The organism is Pseudomonas sp. NFACC24-1, assembly GCF_900115235.1.
Taxonomy (GTDB): domain Bacteria; phylum Pseudomonadota; class Gammaproteobacteria; order Pseudomonadales; family Pseudomonadaceae; genus Aquipseudomonas; species Aquipseudomonas fluorescens_AA.
Map to the genome: position 1 here is coordinate 226,916 of NZ_FOVS01000003.1, position 18,773 is coordinate 245,688.

Genomic DNA, 18,773 nt, shown 5'->3' on the forward strand with positions numbered 1-18,773 from the left:
ACCGACGGCTGGTGGGCGTCGACGCGGTGCGGCTCGAGGGGTGTAGCTCCTGATGGCCCGAGCGAAAGATCCTGGGATCTGTCAGGAACTATAGACCACAAACTCTGCATGCCAATGCGGGAATGGCGCCTGGATTGACTGGAATACTGAGGACTTTGTGGTGAGGGGATTTGGTGGGAGCAAGGCTCCCTTCGCCACAGGTTGTTCAGTGTTTGCCCTATCGGGATCACACCGCTTGCTTGATCTTGCGATGCACCCATTGCGCCTCGTCCTTGAGTTCAAGGATTTGCCAATGGAAGTGCTCCAGGGCGGCACTGTGGCCGACGCTGATCAGGATCGTGTCCGGCAGCGTCTGCTTGAGCAGTTGATAGCAACGCGCTTCGTTTGCCGCATCCAGCGCCGAGCTGCTTTCGTCGAGGAACAGCACCGTGGGCCGGGCCAGCAGGGCCCTGACGAAGGCACAGCGTTGTTGTTCGCCGATGCTCAGGGTCTGTGACCAGTCGCGCTCCTGCTCCAACTGATCGCTCAGGTGTTGCAGGCCGACCTGCTCCATGACCTGGCGCAGCGTGGCATCCTCTTCGCGACGGGGTGGGTGGGGGTACCAGAGCGCTTCGCGCAGGCTGCCCAACGGCAGGTAGGGTTTTTGCGACAGGGTCAGGGCGCGCTCACGGTCATAGCCGCTCGAGCCGCGCGCGTGGGGCCACAGCCCGGTAATCGTGCGGATCAGCGTCGATTTGCCGTAGCCGGACGGCGCGCTGATCATCAGGCTGTCACCGGGCTTGAGTGACAGGTTGAAGCCTTTGAACAACGGCCGGCCGTTTGGCAGCCAGATGTCCAGGTCCTTGATATCGAGGCCGCTGGCCTGTTGTTGGTGCCTGACCTGGGACTTGACCTCGATGTTATCCAGGCGCTCCTGGAAGCCAACCAAGCGGTCGATCACCGATTTCCATTCCGACAGTTCCGGGAACACGCTCACCAGGTAGGCGATGGCCGCGTGCACTTCGCCGAAGGCCGCGCTTATCTGCGTCAGGCGGCCAAGGGGAAAGGCGCCGGCAAAGAACTGTGGCGCCATGATGAACATCGGTATGACCGTCGCGCTGCGCAAATAGAAGGTCGAGTAGCCCATGATCAGCTTCTGTTTTTTCACCAGCGCCCAGAAGTTGTCCAGCGCCGCCTCCAGGCGGTGGTTGAAGCGTTCGTTCTCCACGACTTCGCCGCGGTATTGCGCCACCGAGTCCGCGTTCTCCCTCAGGCGGATGAGCGAGAAACGAAAGTCCGCTTCACGCCGCTGTTGCATGAAGTTGAGGCTGGGCAGCGCACGTCCGAGCCAGAATGCAAGGCCGGTGCCCAGGAGCGCATACACCAGGGCGACCCACACCAGCAGCCCGGGAATGACGATCGATTGGTCGTTGAACGGCACGCTGACGAGGCTGGAGGCTTGCCAGAGGATATGCAGGAAGGAAAACAGCGACACCACCGACGTCAACAGGCCCAGGCTCAACTTGAGCGACTTGACGATAAACAGGTCGATGTCCTCGGCGATCCGCTGGTCGGGGTTGTCGACCTCGGTCTCGGTCAGCTTCAGCTTCTGGTAGCGCTGGCTGCCCAGCCATTGATCGAGCATGTTGCGGGTCGCCCAGCGCCGCCAGCGGATGGTCAGCTTCTGCTGGAAATGGAACGCGCCAACGGTAAAGGCGGCCATGCCGATCTGCAGCAGGATGAACTGCAGGCTACCGATCAGGAAACCGTGGTAATCCAAGGCCTGCAAGGCGTTATAGAAGTGCAGGTTCCAGAAATTGGTGAGGATGTTGACACCGACCAGGCACAGGGTCATCAGTACGGTAGCCAACAGCAGCAACAGGGCCGGGTACTTTTCCTCGGAAGCCCAGAAGGGCCGCGCGAGGCGCCAGAAATTGCGGATTGTGTGCATGGGATCTTGGTGAGCCTGGTCGCTAACGACGTTGAGTTTGCAGGGGAGGGAGGATAGGATCAGCCAATGCTAATCGTTTGCATTAATTAGGGAAAGCCACGGGAGCCCCGTTATCGAATTTCCAGAATGGCTTAACCAGGCCTGGCCGCCCATACAGCGGGTCGTCCGGCAGGAACCTGGCGACCAGCCTTCCATCACGTTGAGCCAGCTTGCCGACCCTGCCGCGTTGCAACCCTTGCTGACCCGATTTGCCCTGCGTTACCCGGAGGTGAACCGCGCCGCCGTGGTTTCGCAGTGGTCGATGAACTACATGAGCATTGTCTTGCCGGCCACCCTGGCCTGTGTGCTCACGCGTGGCTGCGCGATCGAGTTCTGGGGCGAGGGCGCGTTGTTGTTGCACGACGACGGCCAACCGGCGGCGCTGGGCCTGGCTGCCGGGCTGTCGTCCTTGAGCGCGGAGGATCGGGCGGTGTATTGGTCGCGGTTGGTCCACGAGCACCTGGCGCCACTGTTCGGCACGTTGGCCGTCGCCGGTGGCTTGGCCCCGAAAATACTGTGGGGCAACTTTGTCGCCATCTGGGACGGCGCCTTCGCCAGGATGGACCCGGACCTGTCCAGGGACGGCTTCGCCGAGGCGCACCAGTGGCTGGAACCGGTTACGGTGAACAACGGCCGCCTGAAGCTGCGAGGCCTGCAACGGATGGTCGAATCACCGGCGCCGCAGATATGCCCCACTTTGCCCTTGCGTCGGCATTGTTGCCTGCACTACCAACTGCACGAACCGGTCGAAGGCCAACCGCCAGTGCTGTGCGAATCCTGCCCCAAACTGCACCGCCTGCCGGTGGCGGAACAGGTGAGCTACCTGCATTACATCTATGAAGAGGGTTGAGCGCAGCTTACATTGCTGTGCCTTGCATGAACCCTTGCTCCCGCTTGGCTGCGCTGTAGGAGCTGCCGAAGGTTGCGATCTTTTGCTTTTGATCTTTCGCTTGAGACTCAACCGGTTTTGGAAAGATCGCAGCCTCGCTTCGCTCGGCAGCTCCTACAGTCCAGCGGGAGCAAGCTCCCTTGCCACATTCCTCAAGACAGCATTTGCGCCTGGGATGAGGCGTTGGCCTGGGGAGCTACTTCGCTGACTTTGCCATGTTCGACGTGGATCAACCGATCGGCCAGGCCGAAGTAGGCGTCGTCGTGGGAGATGACGATCAGCAATTTGCCGCGCTCGCGCAGGTCCGGCAGGATCCGGGTGTAGAAAAAGTGTTTGAACACCGGGTCCTGGTCGGCCGCCCATTCGTCGAACAGGTAGCAGGGGCGGTCATCCAGATAGGCACTGAGCAATGCCAGGCGCTTGCGTTGCCCGGTGGACAGCGCCAGCGTCGTCAGCTTGCCTCCTTCGATCTGCACCTTATGGTCCAGTTGCAGGTGCACCAGGTAGTCCTGCGCCTGTTTCACCAAGTCCGGATCGTCGCCATCGAACAGGTTTTCGAACAGGCAGAAGTCGGTGAAGATCGCCGAGAAGTGCTGTCGATAATGGAGGTTGTCGTTGCTCGAGGACACCTGCTCATCGAGCATGATGTCGCCACTTTCCGGTCGGTACAGCCCGGTCAGCAGCAAAGCCAGGGTGGTCTTGCCGCTGCCGTTGCCGCCGGTGATGAATACCACTTCGCCGGCATTGAGGGTCAGGTCGATGGGCCCCAGGGTGAAATGGCCGTCTTCGCGTTCGCGGTAATAGGTGTGGGCGACCTGTCGGCACACCAGGCGGCGAACCTGGGTCGGGGCGATGGTATCGAAGGTCTCGTCGGATGCTTCCATCTCGCCTTCCAGGGCTCGGATCTTATTCAGCGCCACGCTGGCGCGGCCCAGGGTCGGCAAGGCGTTCATCAGCTCCGACAGCGGCGTGATCATGTAGAGGATCGTCAGGATGTAGCCAGTGACGAGGCTCACGCCCAGGTCGATGAAATGCGGTGCGGCGAACAGCACCACGCCGATCAGCATGTAGAACACCGCGTTGCCCCAGTTCAATACCAAGGCGTAGATGCTCATGCCGCGTACGAAGTTGCGACGGTATTGCTGGCTGACCGGAATCAGCAAACGGGTGAAGAAGTGTTGCCGCCGTGGATGGTTGAGCTGCAGTTCCTTGCTGCCATCGGTGAGCAGGCGGTACTGGTCGAACAACTGATCCTTGAGCTCCCGGGCCCGGGAGATCGAAGTCAACGCCCGACGTTGCGGCCAGTGAAAACTGAAGCTGCCCGCGATGATCAGCAGCAGTGTCAGGCCGAGCAGCGGCAGGCTGAGCCAACCCAGGTAGCCCAGGCACGCGGCGATGATCCCGGCGTTGACCAGCAGGATCGGCACCAGCTCCACCGCCTGGCTGATGGTTTGCGTATCGTCGGTCAGCATGGCCAGCAGGCGATGCTTGCCCAGGCGCTGCAATTTCGCGTAGGGGGTATCGATCAGCTTGGCGCTCAGGTGCAGGCGCATGTCGTTGACCGCGGCCTGGCCCAGGCGCAGCAGGCTGATGTCGGAGATCACCCGTGACACCATGACCAGCAGCACCAGCCCGGCGAAAAGCAACCCGTCCACCGGGCGTAGCTTATCGAACACCTCCAGGCTGTGGTTGATGTTGGCGATCAGCCCGGCTGCCGCGAGGCCGCAGGTCAGGCCCGTCAGGGTCGCCACCAGCAGTGCGCGCCATGAACGTTTAGCCATGAGTAACAACAGATCCATTCAAACCGCTCCGTTTGTAGCAATGGCCTCGAGCCGCGCCGCCAGTTGCTGGTGCAGGGCCGGTTGCTCGAGGATAGTGAGATGCTGCGCCGGGATGACCTCACGGGTCAACGGTCCGGTGCTCAGGCGTTCCCAGTGCGGGTCGGCGAACTCAGCCTGTTCCAGGGTATCGTCGGCCCACCAGACATGCACCGGGCAACTGAGCGGCACAGGCTTGAAGGTCGCCAGCAGATGCTGCGTATGCTGCTGGTAGCGCAGCCGCGTTTGCAGGTGCTCCCAACTGTCACCATCGAGCTGCAGGCCCTGCTGGCGCGCCCACTGGGCCAGTTCCGGCAGGCGTGCTGCCGGGGGCAGGGCGTCCAGTTGTTCCAGCAGTACCGCCAGGGTCGCCTGTGGCAACTGGCGCAACACGGTCTGGCTGTCCGACGTCAGCGACAGGGCAGCCGACTCCAGCAGCGCTTCGACGGTGTCTTCCTGGGCGTGATGCTGGTACTGGGAATCGATGATACCGAGAAACGCTACCTGTTCGCCCTGGCTCTCCAGGTGCGCGGCAGCGGCAATCGCGAGCAGCCCGCCGAGGGAGAAACCCAGCAGGTGATAAGGACCGTGCGCTTGCTGCTGGCGCAGATGCTCGACATAGACCGCCGCCAGGCTCTCGATGTCACCGCCCAGTGTCGTGCTGTCGTCAGCCAGGTAGGCCGCCTGGAGTCCCCACAGTTGCCAGGCCGGTAGCGATGCCAGCAGGGGACGGTAGTCCTGCACATGGCCTGTGGAGGGGTGGAAGCAGAACAGCTTGCCGGCCTCCACAGGCGCTGCGTTTGGCGGCGACAGCCTGACCAGTGGCGAGAGCTTGAGTTCGGCCTGCACCAACGCCGCGAACGCCGCGACGCTGGGGGCGTTGAACACCGCATTGACCGTCACCGGCGCCGACAGCGCGGTCTGCAAACGGCTGGCGAGGGTCACCGCCGCCAGGGAATGGCCGCCCAGCTCGAAGAAATCGTCGTCGATACCCACCCGCTCCAAGCCCAGCACTTGCGCCCAGACCTCGGCAAGCAAAGCTTCCAGCGGGGTGCGCGGCAAGGCACTGCCAACGGTGTCGAGGACTTTGTCGGCCCATTGTTGCAGGGTCTTGCGATCCAGCTTGCCATTGCCCATCAACGGCAAGGCTTCGACGATCCGCAGGGTGGGCAGCATGTAGTCCGGCAAGCAATCCTGGGCCTGGCCATGCAGCCTGGCGACCGTGGTCGAATGCCCGGGCGCCAGGGTCATGAAGGCGAACAGTTGCTGGCCGAGCTCGCCCCGGGGAATGCATTCCACCGCGGCCTGGGCGACGCCGGGAAGGCGGGTCAATTGCGCCTGGATCTCATCGAGTTCCACGCGGAAACCGCGGATCTTCACCTGGCGATCGGCTCGTCCGGTGATTTCCAGGCTACCGTCGTGGAGGTAGCGGGCCATGTCGCCAGTGCGGTAGAGGCGTTCGCCAGGCGATTGCCCCCATTCGATGAAACGGCCGGCGTTCTGTTGCGCGTCCAGGTAACCCCGGGCCAGTTGCGGGCCGGCGATATACAGCTCGGCGCTCTGCCCGGGAGCGGCCAGCGCTTGCTGTTCGTCGAGCAGGTACAGGCGCATGCCATCGAGGCGGTCGCTGAGGGGCAGGCGGCGATAATCCATGGCCGGATCGGCTTTGTGCATCACCACCCCGACCGTGGTTTCGGTCGGGCCGTAATGATTGAAGACCGTCAGCGCAGGCGCGAGGCTGCGAATGTTTTGCAGCAGGCGCCGCGAGCAGCTTTCGCCACCGAGGATCAGTTGCTTGCGAGGCAATACGGCCGCGCTCTGGGCATGAATCAGCCAGGCGTCCAGCAGGGACGGCACGATCTTCAGGTGGTCGATGGGGTATTCAGCCTGCCAGGCCGCCCAGGCCTGGGCGTCCATTGCCGTTTCCTTGTCCAGCAGGTGCAACTCACCGCCACTGAGCAGCGTCGGGAACAGCAAGGTGTAGCCCAGGTCGGCCGCCAGTGAAGTGACCACCGCACTGCGCTCGCCAACCCCCAGCGCCAGGCGCCGGGATACGCTGGCGACATAACTGGCGAGCTGGGCGTGTTCGACAATGACGCCTTTGGGCGTGCCGGTGCTGCCGGAGGTGAACAGCACGTAGGCCGCGTCCTGCCCTTGGCACTCGACGGTGGTTGCCGTGGCAGGTGCGTGCTGCCAGGTCGCTTCATCACGCAGGTCGAGGCTACCGATGCCGGGCAACGCGGGGGCGCTGCCGGCCGAACCGCTCAGGACGAAGACTGGCTGCGCCTGTTGCAGGATGGCCAGGGAGCGTTGTGCCGGCTGATGCACGTCCAGGGGGACGAACGCCGCGCCGCTCTTGAGCACGGCGAGCATCGCCATGACCATTTGCGCCGAGCGATCCAGGTACAACGCCACGCGATCTTCGCGGCCCACGCCCTGGGCACGCAGGTAATGCGCCAGTTGGTTACTGCGGGCCTGCAACTGGGCATAGCTCAGGTGCCCGTGGTGGTCGCGCAGGGCCAAATGATCGGGGAACTGCGCGGCGCATTCAGCGAAACGCGCCGGTACGCTGGCAAACGGCGGGGCGGCGACGTCGTCCTGCCGGGCGGCCAGCGTCGCGCTGAAGCTCGGTGCCTGCAACGACAGCTCGGCCAGGGGCTTGCCCGGGTTGGCGAGGGCATCGGACAGCAGCGACTGGAACTGCTCCAGAAGCGTCAGGGCTGCTTGTTCGCTGTAGCGCCTCGGCAGATGGTGCAAGTTCAGCCGATAGCCTAGACCGCTGGTTTCGTGGCGGACCGTTTCGGCAACCAGCAGCAACTCCATGCCTGCCGGGATGGCTTGCGCGTCCGATACAGTGAGCGTCGATGCGAGACTGCCCAAGGTATCGAGTCGATCGGGCAGGTGTGCGCCCCACTGGAAACCGTAGTGCAAGGTTTCGGCCGGCAGTGCGGTGCTGACGCCGCAGTATTCCTGCCATTCGATGGCTTGCTCGCACAGCGTCTGCAGGGTTTCCAGCGCCTGGACAAATGAACTGTTCGCAGCCGGTTGCCAGCGCAAGGGCAGGGGCTTGGCGAACAACCCCCAGCAGTCTTCGAGTTCCTCGTAGTCGTCGCGGCAATCGTGTACCCAGTTCAAGGTCAGTGCCGGACTGTCACCGGTACTGAGGCGTTGCAGCAACAGCCCCCAGGCGCTCATCAGCACCTGCTCGGGCGAGGCACCGTGACGCTGGCAAAAGTGGTCCAGGGCGTTGCTCAATTGCGGGTTGGCGAGCAGGCGGGTGGTCGCCGGGGCGTCGTGGCGATCGTTGCGCACCTGGCGGTAGAGCAGCTCGCTCCCGGCCGGTTCGTCCAGGGCCTGGCTGGCCCAGAAGCGCCGACCGGGGACGGCGTCTTCATCGGCCTGCAATTCATGGAGCCAGGCACTGTACTGGGTGTAGGTCATGGCCTCGTCATCGAGGCATGGCGCGTCCGTCGATCCCAATGCCTGGGCCAGGCGCAGCAAGGTGCCGCGATCCGCGCTCAGGGCCGGCAGTTGCAGTGTCACCCGGTGCCGAGCGTCACCCATCGATTGCACCTCGACACTGATCCCGTCGACTGCGGTGGCGGTGGGCTCGACCACTTGCAGCGGCATCAGCAGGCCCGGCTCGGGCCGCACGCTCAGGCGCAAGGCCTCGTGACAAGCGCTCAGCGCGGCCAGCCGCTGCTGCAGGCGTTCCAGCGCCAACGCGCCGGTGATCTCCAACTCCAGGCGCACGGGCGGCAAGCCCGCCAGCCATTGGCTGCGCTGTTGCGGCGAGAGGGCGAAGGCTTCTTCACGTTTCTCAAAGGCGGTCATGCCTGCACCTCCGAAGCCGGCAGCGGCTGTGCTTCGGGCAACTGCCCCGTGAGTTCTTCGCGGCGCATCATCTGGCCCATGGCGACGCAGATCTTGCGCTCGCCCTCGAAGGGATCCCGGGCGTGAGCCACCAACATATTGTCCAACATGACCATGTCACCCTTTTGCCAGGTAAAACGTACCGCGCAATGTTCGTACGCTTCGCCGATCACTTGCATCACCGCGTCTTCGATCACGCTGCCGTCGCCGTAGTACACGTTGCGGGGCAGGTGCCCGAGGCCGAACAGGTTGATCAGGTTGTTGCGCACTTCCGGCTCCAGGCAGGCAGTGTGGTGCAGTTGCACCTGGTTGAAGAACGACAGTTCCCCGGTCTCGGGGTGTTCGACGATGGCCGGGCAGTGCTGGGCGATCCGCAGGTTGTCGGTGCCCAGCCATTCCCAGCGCATGCCCGAGGCCAGGCACTGGCGCTCGACTTCCTCGCGCTGTTCGGTCTTGAAGAAGTCCTGCCAGCGCACATCCAGCTTGTCGGTGAAGTGCCGCACGTAAAGCAGCCCCAGGGCCTTGAAGCGAGCGACGATGTCCTGGGGCAAGCGCGCCAATACCTGCCGGCAATCGACGATGGGCGTACAGCCGCCACGTGGCGCCGGTGTTTCGCAGTAGAACCACTGTTTGCGTGGCCACTGCGGCAGATGGGAGCTCTCGTTGTGAAAGAGGATCATGTGCTGTTCCGGGTACGGCGTGGAGTGGTAGATATTCTTGCCGGACTTGTTTTTCGGCAGGTCGCCGTAGGTCCCGTAGAGGTCGGGCTCGATGGCCTGGGCGAACTGCTCGAAGGCCGCGGCATCCGGCAGGTTGAAACCTCGGAACAGCAGGCCGCCGTGGGTCAGCAACTGTGCATTGATCCATTCCCGGGCTTGCAGCGCCCAGTGCACCGGGTCCAGGTCGCCGAGCAACGGCTCGATCACCAACGGCAAGGCTTGCCCGGCGTCGAGGGTACGGGTACGGACCTGCTCGTGGGCCACTTGGCTGACGGCGGTGGCGCGGGTCTGCTTGAGCTTGCTCAGTTTCGACTGCTTGCGTGCGCTGCGGGCCGTGGCCTCGTCGAGCGACGAATCAGGTTGGGACGCGGCGCCAGCGTGGCGGCCCTCAAGGCGCCACGACCACTGCTCCAATGCCTGGGCGGGGGCCGAGACGATCTGCTCCAGCAGGTGCCCGAAGCCCTGTTCGAGACGTTGGATGGTTTGCTCCTGCAACACGCTGGTGCGGTACACCCAGCGCACGTTCAGGCCTTGGTCTTCGTCCTCTTCGACAAATACGGCGAGGTCGAACTTGCTGCTCTGCTGGGGGGCGACCAAGTGTTCCACTTCAAGGCCCGGCACGCTGGCATTGCCGCTGGGCGTGTTCTGCATGACGAACAACACCTGGACCAACGGGTTGACCCCTGGTGTACGCGGCGGCTGCAACTCCTCCACCAGTTTGTCGAACGGTACTTGCTGGTGTTGGAACGCCGACAGGCAATCCTCGCGCAAGCGTTGCAGGCGGGCGTCAAAGGTTTCGCCCTCGCTCAGGCGGGCACGGATCGGCAGCACGTTGACGAAGAACCCGATGAGATGTTCCAGGGCTGGATGTTCGCGGTTGGCCAGGTCGGTGCCGACGATGAAATCGTTGGTCCCGGTGGCCCGCTGCAACAGGCTGTTGAAGGCATTGAGCAAGACCATGAACAGTGTCGCCCGTTGCGCTTGCGCATAGGCCTTCAGCACCTGGGCCTGGGCCGACGTGAAGCGTTGCTCGAGGGCCGCGCCCTGGTAGTCGGGGCGTGCCGGGCGTGGCTGGTCAAGGGGCAACGGGATCAACGTTGGCGCGCCGTCGAGCTGGCGGCGCCAGTAATCGATGGCCCGTGCCAGCAGGCGCTGTTGCGCTTCGCTGCGTTGCCAGTAGGCATAGTCGGCGAACTGGATCGGCAACACCGGCAACACGGGGGTCGAACCATTGAGGCGAGCCTGGTACCCGACGATCAGTTCCTGCATCAGGATGCCCATGGACCAGGCGTCAGTGGCGATGTGATGCAGCACCAGTTGCAGCACATGATCCTCGCTTCCCAAGCGCAGCAGGTTGGCGCGCAGCATCGGCGCCTGTTGCAAGTCGAACGGGCGCGCGGCCTGTTCATCGATCAGGCGCTGCAGGCTTTGCGCCTGCTCTGCGCTGTCCAGGTCACTCAGCTCGGTTGGCGTCAAATCGACCAGCGGCGCCGGGTTGATGACCTGGTAAGGTTGGTCGCCATGGAGGTGGAAGGCGGTGCGCAAGGACTCATGGCGTTCGAACACCGCTTGCAAGGCTCCTTGCAGCGCCGCGATGTCCAGCGCGCCACGCAGCCTGACGGTGGTGGTCATGTTGTAGGCGGCACTAGGGCCTTCGAAGCGATCCAGGAACCACAACCGTTGCTGGCTGTAGGACAGCGGCAGCGGCTGGTTGCGCGGCGCCAGGGCCATCTCGGTGTCACTGTCGGCCTCGGTCTGGGCGTTGCGTTGCTGATCGACCGCTTGGGCCAACTGCTCAAGGGTGCCGCGCTCGAACAGGGTGCGCAGCGGCAGGTTCACGTTCAACCGGCGGCGAATTCGCGACAAGACTTGGGTGGCCAGCAGCGAGTGACCGCCGATGGCGAAGAAGTCATCGTGCACACTGACGTTGTCCAGGCCGAGTATTTCCTTCCAGAGTTCGGCCAGGACATGTTCGGTCGGCGTGCGCGGCGCCATGGAGTGCGCCTGTACCGCCTCGTCCTGGGGCACACCCAAGGCGGCGAGGGCACGACGGTCGACCTTGCCATTGGCGTTCAGCGGCAATTGTCCAAGGGCCAGCCAACGGGCTGGGACCATGTAGCTTGCCAGTTGCTGGCCCAGGTATGCGCTCAATACCTGTTGCGCGGGTTCGCCGCCCAGGTCGGCCGCTTCATCGAGCACATACCAGGCCACCAGTTGCAAGGCGCCGCGGGTGTCGGGCAGCGCCAGCACCGCCGCGCTGTCCACCGCCGGGTGTTGCATCAGGCGGTTTTCGATCTCGCCCAGCTCGATGCGGTGGCCACGGATCTTCACTTGCTGGTCGCGACGGCCGAGGTATTCGATCACGCCATCCTCACGCATCCGGCCGATATCACCGCTGCGATACAGGCGCGCATCGGCTTGGAACGGGTGCGGGACAAACGCCTCGCGGGTTCGTTGCGGGTCGCGCAGGTAGCCGCGACCCACGCCGACACCACCGATGCACAATTCACCGGGTACACCCACAGGGACCAGGCGCAGCGCCGAGTCGAGGACGAAAATCTGGTTGTTGGCGGTCGGTTTGCCGATGGGCATGTGCAAGCAGTCGTCGGCCGGTGCTTCGGTGATGGGGTAGAAGGCCACGTCGTCCGAGCATTCGGCAGGACCGTAGGCGTTCATCAATGGGATCGCCGGGAAGCGTGCGAACCAGTCCCGCGCCAGGACCGGCGGCAATGCCTCGCCGGTGGGCAACAGCCAGCGCAGGCTTGCCAGGGTGTGATGGGCCTGGCTTTCCTGGAGCATGCCACGAATCAGCGCCGGAACGGTTTCCAGCAGCGTCAGTTGCTGCTCCTGGACGGCGTCGAGCAGGGCCACGGGATCGTGGGCCTGGGCATCGGGAAGAATGTGCACGGTGGCGCCGAACAGCGGTGCGGCGAGGAACTGCCATACGCTGATATCGAACGCCGCCGAAGCTGTCTGGGCAATCCGGTCGTGCTCACCCAGGCCCAGGCTCGGGACCTTGCCGAACATGTTGTTGAGCATCCCGCGTTGTTCCACCATCACGCCTTTTGGCGTGCCGGTGGAACCCGAGGTGAAGATCACGTAGGCCAGTTGATCCGGCTGGTGCACATAGGTGACCGGCGGTTGCTCACGACCTTGCCAGAGCGCCTGGGCGACCAGGCAGGTAGGCTGCTTGTGCATCTGCGGCAGGACGTTGTCCAGTGTCGAGGTCGCGTGCTCGCACACCAGCAACAGCGGCGCCTCACCCAGGTCCAGCAGTTCCGCCAGGCGTGCGTGGGGCTGTTGGATGTCCAAGGTCTGGAACGCGGCGCCGACCTTGAGCGTGGCGATCATCATCGTCAGCAACGCCAGGCCACGCTGGGCGAACAACGCCACCAGGGTTTCCGGGCCGGCACCGGCTGCTTGCAGCGCCTGGGCGATGGCATTGGCGCGGCGGTCCAGTTCGGCATAGGTCAGCGATTGGTCCTGGCATACGGCGGCCAGGTGTTGCGCACGGCTGCGCACTTGCTCGGCGAACAGCGCCGCATAACCGCGTTCCAGCGGGAAGTCGACGTCGCTGCGGTTGCAGTCGATCTGCAGGTGCCGGCGTTCCGCCTCGGGCAGCATGTGCAAGCTGCCCAAGGGCGCCTGCGGTGTCTCCAGCATGGCCGAAAGCAGTTGCACCAGATGCCCGAGCATGCGCTGCACAGTGTCCGTGCTGAAACGCATGCTGTCGTAGGACAGGCGAATGCCCAGGCGGTCGCCAGGGTACAGCACCACCGTCATCGGGAAGTTGGTGTGCACCCGGTCTTCGTAGATATCGATGCTGAAGGCGTCCAGTTGCACGCTGCTGATGTCCAGCGGGGCGTTTTCGAACACCACCAGGCTGTCGAACAGCTGCTGGCCGCGCGGCACTTGGCTGCAACGTTGGATGTCCACCAGCGACGCGCTTTCGTGTTCGCGCAATTGTGCGTTGTGGGACAGCAGTGCCTGCAACCAGTCGGCCACGGGGGCCTCCGGATCGACATCGATGCGCAGCGGCAGGCTGTTGATGAACAGCCCGACCATTTCTTCTACACCGGCGAGGTCGGTCGGGCGGCCGGCGACAGTCACGCCGAACAACACGTCGCGGTTGCCGCTGTAGCGTGACAGCAACAGTGCCCAGGCACCTTGGATCCAGGTGTTGGGCGTCAGTTGGTATTGCTGGCAGAGCTGTTGCAAGCGTTGGGTCTGGGCAATGCTCAGGGTCTGGTCGAAGTCGCCGACCTGTTCCGGTGCCTGCTCCGGACGGGCCACCGGGCCGTCCACCTGCAGCGGCGTCGGCTCGCTGAAGCCGGCCATCTGTGCCTGCCAGAAGGCGTGGGCGGCAGCCATGTCATGGCGTTCCAGCCAACTCATGTAGCCACGGAACGAGCGCAGACGCGGACGGGCCACCGGCTCCTGGCGCACCAGGGCCTGGTAGATCGCCAGCAGGTCTTCCATCAACAGGCCGAAGCACCAGGCATCCGTCAGGATGTGGTGGAAACTGCGCACCACGGCGAAGCGGCGCTCATCGAGCTGGAACACCCGCAGGTGGGTCAGCGGTGCGCAGGCCATGTCGAAACCTTGCAGGCGCTGTGCTTCGAGGGCCTGGTCCATCGCCTCGCGCTGCTGCTCTTCGTCGAGATGGCGCAGGTCCTGCCAGTCGAACGCCTGGTGGGTCTGGCGGTACACGCATTGCAGCGGCTCATGGTCGTCCTGCCACCAGAAGGCGGTCCGCATCATTGGATGGCGCTCGAGGAACAGCTGCCACGCGGCTTCCATTGCCGGGCGCTGCAATACCCCGTCCCAGCTGTAGCGTTGTTGCATCAGGTAGATGCCGCTGTGGGGTTGCAACAGGGTGTGCAGAAGCATGCCCTGTTGCATCGACGACAGCGGGTAGACATCTTCGATGTTCAGCCAGTCCAGCGGTTCGGCCGCCAGGGTTGCCGCTTGCTTGTGGCACAGCGGGAACGCCTGGCTGGCAGGGCGCAGGTCGGCCGCGGTGGCCAGTGCGGCGAGTTCGCTCAAGCGTTGGACAAGGCGCGGCGCCCAGTCGGCGGCGAGGGTGCCTTGGCTGCGCAGGTGCAGGCGGTCATCCTGCCACCAGGCGTCTACGTTCAGCGGCCCGGTCGAAGCCGGCGATGGGGTTGGCGCTTCAACCTGAGCCAGGATGCCGCGCTCTTCGCGGTGGCTGTCGAGGTTGCCCAGCCAGCGAATGACGACCGATGGCGCTGGTAGCTCGCGCAGCGGTTCTTGCAGGTAGGTATTGTCCGACAAGTAGCGCAGGGCGCCATAGTCGACGCCGTGTTGCGGGTAGGCGCGCATCTGCGCCACCAGTGCCTGCAAGCGTTGCAGCAGGCTCTCGCCTTCGGGCTGGAGGAAGTACGGCACGGCCAGTGCCAAGGGGCCCATGATGCGGGCCGGGTCGAGGTCGGCCACGGCAATCGGCGCAGCGACCGGCAAGCGCTCGGCGCTCGGACGGGCATCGTGCACGCTCAGCGCGACCAGGCCATTGCCGCACCGTTCACGGTACTGTTCGGCCACGGCAGCGGCCAACAGGTTGTTCCAGTCCAGTTGCAGCACCTCGCCCAGGCGCTTGAGTTCGCCGGAGGTGGCGGCCGGCAGGGTGTGTTCGACCACGCTGGCCGGTTGCTGGCTGTCAGGCAGTTGCAGCGGTTCCACACCTGCGTATTGCAGCCAATGTTCCCAGGCGTCATCCAGGGCATCACCCTGGGCATGGGCCTGCTGGTGCCGCGTCCACTGGGTGAAGTCGCCACCGGCGAAGGACAGCCGCACCGGCCGCTGATAGCGCAGCTGTGCCAAGGCCAGGTTGAGATCAGCCAGTAGCAGCGACCAGGAGGCTTCGTCCAGGCACAGCGGATGAGCGGCCAGCAGCAGGGATTGCGTGCCGTCCACCTCCAGCAGGCTGGCATGCAGGGTTTGGCCTGCGCCCAACTCCAGCGCATCGACACCGGCCTGGGCCAGGGCTTGCAGTTGCGCCGGGGCGCAGGTCTCCAATTGCTCGGTGGTGATGACCGGAGCCTTGGCCACGACCAGTAGCCGTTGCTGCCACTCGCCCTCCGGCAGCGCCTTGAGCGCCAGACGCAGGGCCTGGTGGTGTTGCTGCAACGCGGCGATGGCCTGGGCCAGCAGCTCGCTATCGATGGCCTGGGTCAACGCCACGCAGCGCCAAGTGGCGTCTAACGGGCCTTGCTGCAAGCGTGCCAATTGCCCGGCAGCCAGCGGCAGGTCATAGCCATCGGCAACGGCTTGCGCCTCGCCATGGCTGGCATCGGCGCCCAGTACCCGGGCGATATCGGCGATGGTGCGGTTCTCGAAGAGCTGGCGGGGCGTGAGTTTCAGCCCTTGCTGGTTGGCGCGGGCGATGATCTGCAAGTTGATGATCGAGTCGCCGCCCAGGGCGAAGAAGTTGTCATGCACGCCGACACGTTCGAGCTTGAGGACGTCTTGCCAGATGGCGGCCAGCTGTGTTTCGACTTCATTGCGCGGGGCAACGTGAGTGGCGCTGTCGTCCGTGGGTTTTTGCGGGAGCGGCAAGCGCTGGACATCGACCTTGCCGTTACGGGTGAGGGGCAGTTCGTCGAGGGTCATGAAGTGCGCCGGCACCATGTAGTCCGGCACCCGCGCACTCAGGTCGTTACGCAGTTTCGTCGCGGACAGTGACTGGCTGGCGACCAGGTAGGCCACCAGGCGCAGGCTGCCGTCCAACTCCACGGCGCGGACCAGCGCCTGTTCGATCAGCGGCGACAGGCGCTTGATCTGCGCTTCGACTTCGCCCAGCTCCAGGCGGTTGCCACGGATCTTGACCTGGCTGTCGACCCGGCCGAGGAACGCCAATTGGCCGTCCACTTGCCAGCGCACGCGGTCGCCAGTGCGATACCAGCGTTGCTGATCCGCGTCGAGATGGAAGCGTTCGGCGGTCAGGTCCGGGCGGTGCAGGTAACCCCGGGCCAAAGCACCGTTGATCAGCAGCTCACCGGACACTCCGGTGGGCACCAGCCGACCGTTGGCATCCACCACTTGCAGTTGACGGTTCGGCAGCGGCCGGCCGAGGGCAATGCTGCGCAGGCCCGCGGGCAGCTCGGTGGCGATTGCGCCGACCGTCGCTTCGCTCGGCCCATAGTGGTTGAACACCCTGAGGCCAGGTGCCAGGCGGTTAACCTGCTCCAGCAGCGCCGGGCTGAGAGCATCGCCACCGAAGACCAGCAGGGCGCGAGGCAACAAGCGTGCATCGGGCAGCGCCTGCAACAGGCCGGACAGATGGCTTGGGGTGATCTTCAGCACATCCACCGGGTGTTGGTCGAAGAGTTCGGCCAGTGCCAGGGGGCTGAAACCGCTGTCTTCATCCACCAGCAACAGGCTGGCGCCGCTGCACAGAGCGCCGAACAGTTGGGTGTGGCCCAGGTCGGCGGCGATGCTGGACAACAAGCCGTAGCGGGCGGCCGGCGGCGGGTTGAGTACCGCGTGCACTGCCGTCAGGTAATCGACGATGGACTGGTGCTCGACCACCACACCCTTAGGGGTGCCGGTGGAGCCTGAGGTGTAGATCACGTAGGCGGCGTCAGTCGGGTTATGGGCCACGGCAGGTGGCGTGTCTGGCTGGGCGGCGATGGCGTCGGCCTGTTCCGCCAGCCACAGCGTTGGCGCGTGCTCGGCCAGGCCTTTGAGCAGGGGCGAGGCGGTGGCGCCGATCAGCAGTGCGGCGCGGCTGTCCACCAGCACGTCGGCCAGGCGCCCGGCGGGCTGCTTGAGGTCCAGCGGCAGATAGGCCGCGCCAGCCTTGAGGGTGGCGAGCAGGGCGATCACGAACCCGGCGCTGCGTTCCAGGGCCAGTGCCACGACGCTGTCGTGACCGATGCCTTGGGCGCGCAAGTACTGGCTGAGTCGGTTGGCTTGCTGGTCCAGTTCACGGTAGGTCAGGGCGACCTGGCGGTCGCGGACCGCCAGGTGATCCGGGTGGGCGGCCACTTGTTGTTCGAAGCACTGATGCAGGCACGCCTGGGGTACCGGCAGTTGTACGCCGCTTCCCTGCACGAGCAATTGCTGGCGTTCTTCAGGACTCAGCCACTCAAGCTCGCTGACCCGGCACTGCGCTTGCGCCGTCATCGCCAACAGGATGGCGCGCAATTGTGCCGACAACACCGCGACCTCGGCGTCGCTGAAGCGACTGCGGTCGTAGCTGATCAGGTAGTGCAGTTGTTTGTCCGGCACCACGATCAGCGACAACGGGAAGTGGTTGCGGCCTTGGGTGAGGGTGATGCCGTCGGCCTGCTGGTCGCTGCTCGGGGCACTGAAGCTCAGGCCGCCGGTGTCCTGGTTGAGCGCGTCGGTGACCGGGAAATTCTCGAACACCAGGATCGAGTCGAACAGCGCCTGCTCGGCGGCGATGCGGGTCATGGACTTGAGCTTGCCCAGGGGCAGGTAGGCGTGGTGGCGCAGATCGCTGTTGGCTTGCTGCAACTGCTGCAGCCAGTCCACCAGGGCCGGGCCTTCAGACCACTGCACGCGCAACGGCAAGGTGTTGATGAACAGCCCGACGGTGCTGTCCACGGCGGCCAGGTTCTCTGGACGACCGGCAACGGTGACGCCATAGACTACGTCGTCACGCCCGGCATGCTGGCCCAGCAGCAATGCCCAGGCGCCCTGGATCAGGGTGTTGATGGTCAAGTCGTTCTGGCGGGCGAAGTGTGCCAGATGCTCGGTTTCGCTGGCCGTCAGCAGGCTTTCCCGTTCGGCGAACGGTGCCCCCGCGGGTGCAGGCTGCCGCACGGCGAAGGTGGGCAGCGGTGTCGGCTCGCTCACGTCCTGCAACTGTTCGCGCCAGAAGCCTTCGGTGGCGACCATGTCCTGTTCCGCCAGCCAGGCGATGTAGTCCCGGTAAGGGCGGGTCGGCGGCAGGTCGGCGGGGCGGCCGTGGGCCTGTTCGTAGTACAGCGACAGCCACTCCTGGACGGCGATGCCGACGCTCCAGCCGTCCATGAGGATGTGGTGGAAGGTCCAGATCAGGTGCCAGCGCTCGGGCGCCAGGCGCACCAGGCACACACGCATCAGCGGCGAGTCGTTCAGCTCCAGGGGCTGGGCGCGCTGTTCCAGCGCCAACTGTCCGAGCGCGGCCTGCGGCTCGGGGCGGTCTTGCCAGTCCAGTTCCGTCAGGGGCAGTGGCACGTCCTGTTGCACCACCTGATAGGCATCGTCCAGTTCTTCCCAGAGAAAAGCACTGCGCAGCACGGCGTGGCGCCGCATCAACGCCTGCCAGGCACCGCGAAATGCGCTCAGCTGCAGCGGGCCGTTCATGTCCAGGCTCAGTTGCTGGTAATACACCCGCGAATCCGGTTCATAGACGCTGTGGAACAACAGGCCGTGCTGGGTCGGCGAAAGGGAGTAGATGTCTTCTATGTTGTTCATGCTTGCTTGGTCCATTTCAAAGTCTTGAAAACTCGAGTGAGCGTCGATCAAGGCGCCGCGCC

At 64.6% G+C, this 18,773-nt stretch carries 5 protein-coding genes; 1 reads left to right on the plus strand and 4 read right to left on the minus strand.

Annotation, left to right across the window (positions count from 1 at the left end; translation table 11 throughout):
* Window positions 1-226 precede the first annotated feature (226 nt).
* Window positions 227-1,930: an ABC transporter ATP-binding protein/permease gene (locus BM317_RS05235; RefSeq protein WP_092165283.1), complete on the minus strand. Its 1,704-nt coding sequence runs from the start codon at window positions 1,928-1,930 to the stop codon at window positions 227-229.
* A 199-nt stretch (window positions 1,931-2,129) separates the two neighbouring features.
* Between BM317_RS05235 and fhuF the strand changes: the two genes are divergently transcribed.
* On the plus strand, window positions 2,130-2,819 hold the full coding sequence (gene fhuF, locus BM317_RS05240) for a siderophore-iron reductase FhuF (RefSeq protein WP_092165285.1): 690 nt from the start codon (window positions 2,130-2,132) through the stop codon (window positions 2,817-2,819).
* A 191-nt stretch (window positions 2,820-3,010) separates the two neighbouring features.
* Here the strand turns inward: fhuF and BM317_RS05245 are convergent, their stop codons facing one another.
* The 3 genes from BM317_RS05245 to BM317_RS05255 are packed head-to-tail and all read right to left on the minus strand — an operon-like array spanning window position 3,011 to window position 18,711.
* Window positions 3,011-4,657, minus strand: a complete 1,647-nt coding sequence (locus BM317_RS05245) for a cyclic peptide export ABC transporter (protein WP_092165287.1) — start codon at window positions 4,655-4,657, stop codon at window positions 3,011-3,013.
* On the minus strand, window positions 4,658-8,509 hold the full coding sequence (locus BM317_RS05250) for a non-ribosomal peptide synthetase (RefSeq protein WP_092165289.1): 3,852 nt from the start codon (window positions 8,507-8,509) through the stop codon (window positions 4,658-4,660).
* Complete coding sequence (locus BM317_RS05255; RefSeq protein WP_092473352.1) at window positions 8,506-18,711, minus strand: non-ribosomal peptide synthetase; 10,206 nt, start codon at window positions 18,709-18,711, stop codon at window positions 8,506-8,508. Before BM317_RS05255 ends, BM317_RS05250 begins: the two co-directional genes overlap by 4 nt.
* Window positions 18,712-18,773: the final 62 nt, after the last annotated feature.